This is a genomic window from Mycobacterium innocens (genome assembly GCF_900566055.1).
GTDB lineage: Bacteria > Actinomycetota > Actinomycetes > Mycobacteriales > Mycobacteriaceae > Mycobacterium > Mycobacterium innocens.
The window spans coordinates 1-4141 of record NZ_UPHQ01000147.1 but is presented as its reverse complement, the minus strand read 5'-3'; the positions used below and the strand labels follow the sequence as shown (position 1 = coordinate 4141).

The following is a 4141-nucleotide window of genomic DNA, read 5'->3' as shown; positions in this document are numbered from 1 at the left end:
AACCTGCAAAACGCCATCAGATACGCCCAGCACACCGCCGCCGAACTCGACACCGCACACCAACACGCAGCGCACCTCGCTGCCGCCGAACCAGCACACCAACTATCAAGCCCCAACACCAAACGCCCGGGGCCAAAATTCATGCAGATCAGTGGGGCCAAACCACTTGACGAAACGCAGGGCGGTAATGCTAGAACAGGAGGTGAGCGCTACCCCTGCGCTAACACCCGCCGATCGGGCCGCCGCGCTTGCACTGGCTGCCGCATACACCAGCGCCAACGCCGCAGGCAGCATCGCAATTGGGCGTGACGATCCGGCCTTCCGGGCAGCCGTTGATAATGTCAATGTTAAGGACGCGCGCATGAAGGCTGTCTGTGGTGGCGGTTGACCTGCCACCAGGTAGGTGGTCGGCATTATTGGTCGGTGCGTGGTGGCCGGCACGGCCTGACGCGGTGACGGCTGGGGTTGCCTATTGGCGCCAAGCAGGGGAACACAAGCGCCAAGAGGCGGGCGACCTGCAAAACACACGATCGCAACTGGCAGTAAATAAAGGGCGGACCGCCGACGATTTGCTTGAACGGTATTGGCGCGGCGAGCAGCGTGTAGCTACTATCGCTCATCAGTGCCAAGTGAAAAGTGAGCAAAGCGACCTAGTCGCAGACGCGGTCAACCATTTACGTGATCGGCTCAGCGAAATAGCCGAGTCCGGCAACGCGGAGATAGACCGGATTCTATCTGGTAACGGGTCAACGGAGGCCAAAGTTGCCGCGGTGAATGCGGTTATTGTCGAAAAGAACGCAAGCGCATCCCATGCCGGCGCGAATGCGATATCCAACATTGTCGACGCTACGCAGCGCGTGCTCGATGCAACCATCGGTGGTGACGCCCGCAAGTGGCTGCGTGAGCACGGCGTGAATCTCGACAGTCCGCCACCATCACGCCCGATTACCGCCGACGATTTGGATTCGCCGTCGCCAGACGCACAGGCAGCCTTTGGCAGTGGCAAGGTTCCCGGCGCACAGTCACCGGCTGGCAACGACGGTGTGTCGCCGGAGTCACCAGTAGCGTTCGGCGTCGGTAAGGTGCCCGAGGCGCCCCCGCCGGGTGGTCGCGGCGCCGCATCGGCGTCACTAGCGGCGTTCGGTGTTGGTAAAGTGCCTGCCGGGCCACCGCCAGTCGGTACCGTAGCGCCACCGTTGCCGCCCGGTACTCCCGCGATTGTCGTTGGCGGCCCCTCAACGCCCGGCATTTCGGCCCCGACGGCGACCGGTGGGCCTTTGGCAGCGGCCGCCGCACCTTTATCACCGCAGTCCCTAAGCCAGTCGTTCGCCACGGGAATGATGACCGGAGAACCGGCGGCTGCCGGAGCGCAATCGTTGTCGGAGGGCACAATCCACGCGGCCACAGAGCCTTTGGCACCAGCTACGCCACCCGCGACGACGCCGATGGCCGCCGCTCCAGCAATCGCGACCGGCGCCGCCGCCGTCCCTCATGTTCCCGACATGAGCGCGGCCGCAGCTCCGGCCCCGGTCGTATCACCGACGGCTGAGACCGGCATGACCACGGTGTCCCCGGTAGTTGCGGGTGGACCGGCCACAAGTCCGATCGCCCCAGTCAGCGCCCCGGCGGGACCGTTGCCCGCCTACGGCTCTGACCTGCGTCCGCCAGTCATCACACCGCCTACCGCCGCCCCCACCGGTCCAGTATCGGGGGCAGCAGTAGCGCCCTCCCCGTCATCGTCACCCTCGGCCGGTGCCTCGATGATGTCGCCAGTCGCAAAATCCACCTCACAGGCCGCCCAAGGGCAAACGGCAAGCGCAGCATCACCATTGGCCGGTGCCACCGTAGCCGCTACGGCCGGGGCCACAACCGGCGACGCGGCGAACCGATCGGCCGAGCAGCAACGCTTGCGACGCTTCGTCGATGCGATGGCCCGACAGGAACCAAACATCTCCTGGGCGGCCGGCCTACGCGACGGCGGACGGACCACACTGCTGGTTACCGACCTCGCCGGAGGCTGGATTCCACCCCACGTGCGGCTGCCCGCCCATGTGACGCTGCTGGAGCCGGCACCACGACGTCACGATGCCAATGTGGAAGACCTCCTCGGCGCGGTCTCGGTGGCCGCCGTACACCAACCCCACGGCTACATCGGCGAGCCAGGACCCGACGAACCCGCCCTAACCGGGGACCGCACCGCCCGGACTGCGCCGACGGTCGACGAACTCGGCCCGACCCTGGTCGAAGCCGTGCGCCGCCGCGACGGACTACCCCGCATCGCGCAGGCAGTCGCAATAGCCGCCGCGCGCAAGTACGGCGTACCAGACAATGAAGTCGAGCTACTACATGAAAGAGCCACCGAGATACAGCAATCGGTCCTGAGCACGTATCCGCATCATGACGCCGCGGCCGTCGTTGATTGGATGCTGTTGGCGGCGATCAACGCGTTAATCGGGAAGGAATGCTAGCCCCACCCCGAGCCGAAGAACGAATCTCTACCCCGACCCAGGTGCATACCCCTTTTGGAACGATTCCGCTACCGCACGTCGAGATCACCACACCTGTTACTGTCGACCCCGACTGGGACCGGCCTGGAGACTCCGTCACCAATGACCATGAGTTCAAGTAACTTCCGCCGGTCAGGCCTGCTGCGGCTTGCGGCCGTAGCGCTGACAATGGCTTTCCCATTGGGAGGTTGTTCACTGATGTATCCGTTTGCGCACGATGCTGATCGCCCCGAGCATCCGCTATCCGATGAGCAGGCCATGGCGCAGGTGATCGAGCCAGCGAAGCAGATCGCCAAAGTAGCTGGACTACAGGATGTCTCGGGAGAATTTGGGTGGGAGTCCTGCAATGACCAGGGCGATCCGCCCTACCGTGGCCGCGTAAACGTCAAGTTTAACGTCCCCGCCGGCATGGATCGCAACGCCTACTTTGAGCAAGTGGCCGCAACGATGGTGGCGCATGGCTGGTTGGCCGGCCCCCCACCTGGGCTGCGCCCGTTCGGAACGGCGATCCACAAAGATGGCGTCATGGCAATCATCGGGGTGAGCCCCTTTCTAGGCGCGGATGGCGATGTCGAACTTTCCGGCGAGTGTCGCAACATGGGCGACCATCGTCACGCCCGCTGGCTCAATATCAGCGACCAGCTACGTGGAGGATGAAGTCTGAACGACAGCAACGCATCCCGTACTGGTTGCTTTCTTGACGTGCGGCCTTTTTCATCGTGTGGAGTGATGTCAATCAGCCGTCGTCGACGATGGCAGGTCTGCCTTGCGGCGCTGACCGCGGCGATCTTCGCCTGAGGAGTTTGTTCGTCGATGTATCCGTTTGGGAACGACCCCGATCACCCGAGCGTTCGCTCGCCGACGAACATGCCGTGGATCAAGTAGTCGAGCCGGCCAAAGACTACCAGAACTGCTGGGCTGCGGGATGTTTCGGGAGGTTACGGCTGGCTCCCACCTCAGTGATCGCCTGGATGGGCTATGACGCACCGGCGTTCGACTTCCAAAATCCGGAAGCGGCCGCGACCGACCCGACCAAGCTGCAACAGGTCGGCACACCATGGATGGCGCGCCAGGGAGGCGCGGCTGCCCGGGAACCGATTTAGCGCGCAGTGCCACCGACTTCCACCTCAACGGCGGACAGGTCTACGTAGGTGCTGCCTCCACCGACGCGATCAGCTGGATCGGTGAATCAGGTAGCGCGGTGCCCAATTGGGTCAACAACGCACTCGGCGCCCCTCTCGGGCCATTAGCGGGACTGGGCACCGATCCGGCTCACGACGGTTTCGGGTCGGTGCGCTTCCGCGCCGAAGTCGCCGGCTCGCACAACATCACCCCCTGGTTCAACGACCATTCGCACTACTACAACAAGGGCAGCGAGGCGCTGCACAACATGACCGAAATCACCGTCCGCCATGGAAAGAACCTCGGCCTCGATCTTTCATGTAATTGAGTGGCATCGAGTGTCGTTAACGTGAAAGGCGCGCTGCCACAAGGATAATCGGACTTACCACAGCACCGATGATCCGAGATGGAGCGCACCTAACAGATGCAGACTAGCAACGATTGGTCGAAGAATCTCCGTATCGAGGTGCGTGGCGATGATGTCGTCGGGCACGCCGGGAACGTGATCCCGC

1 protein-coding gene and 2 pseudogenes are annotated in these 4141 nt (G+C 63.5%); all 3 read left to right on the top strand.

Annotated elements, in window-relative coordinates; translation table 11 throughout:
• Nucleotides 1–377: 377 nt before the first annotated feature.
• Nucleotides 378–2453: pseudogene (locus EET03_RS15140) on the top strand (DUF5631 domain-containing protein); the annotation flags it as partial.
• Nucleotides 2454–2705: 252 nt separating this feature from the next.
• Entirely contained in the window at nt 2706–3164 is a 459-nt protein-coding gene (locus EET03_RS15135) for a hypothetical protein (RefSeq protein ID WP_075542926.1), read from the top strand.
• A 296-nt stretch (nt 3165–3460) separates the two neighbouring features.
• A pseudogene (locus EET03_RS15130) lies at nt 3461–3942 on the top strand (putative alpha/beta hydrolase); the annotation flags it as partial.
• Nucleotides 3943–4141: the final 199 nt, after the last annotated feature.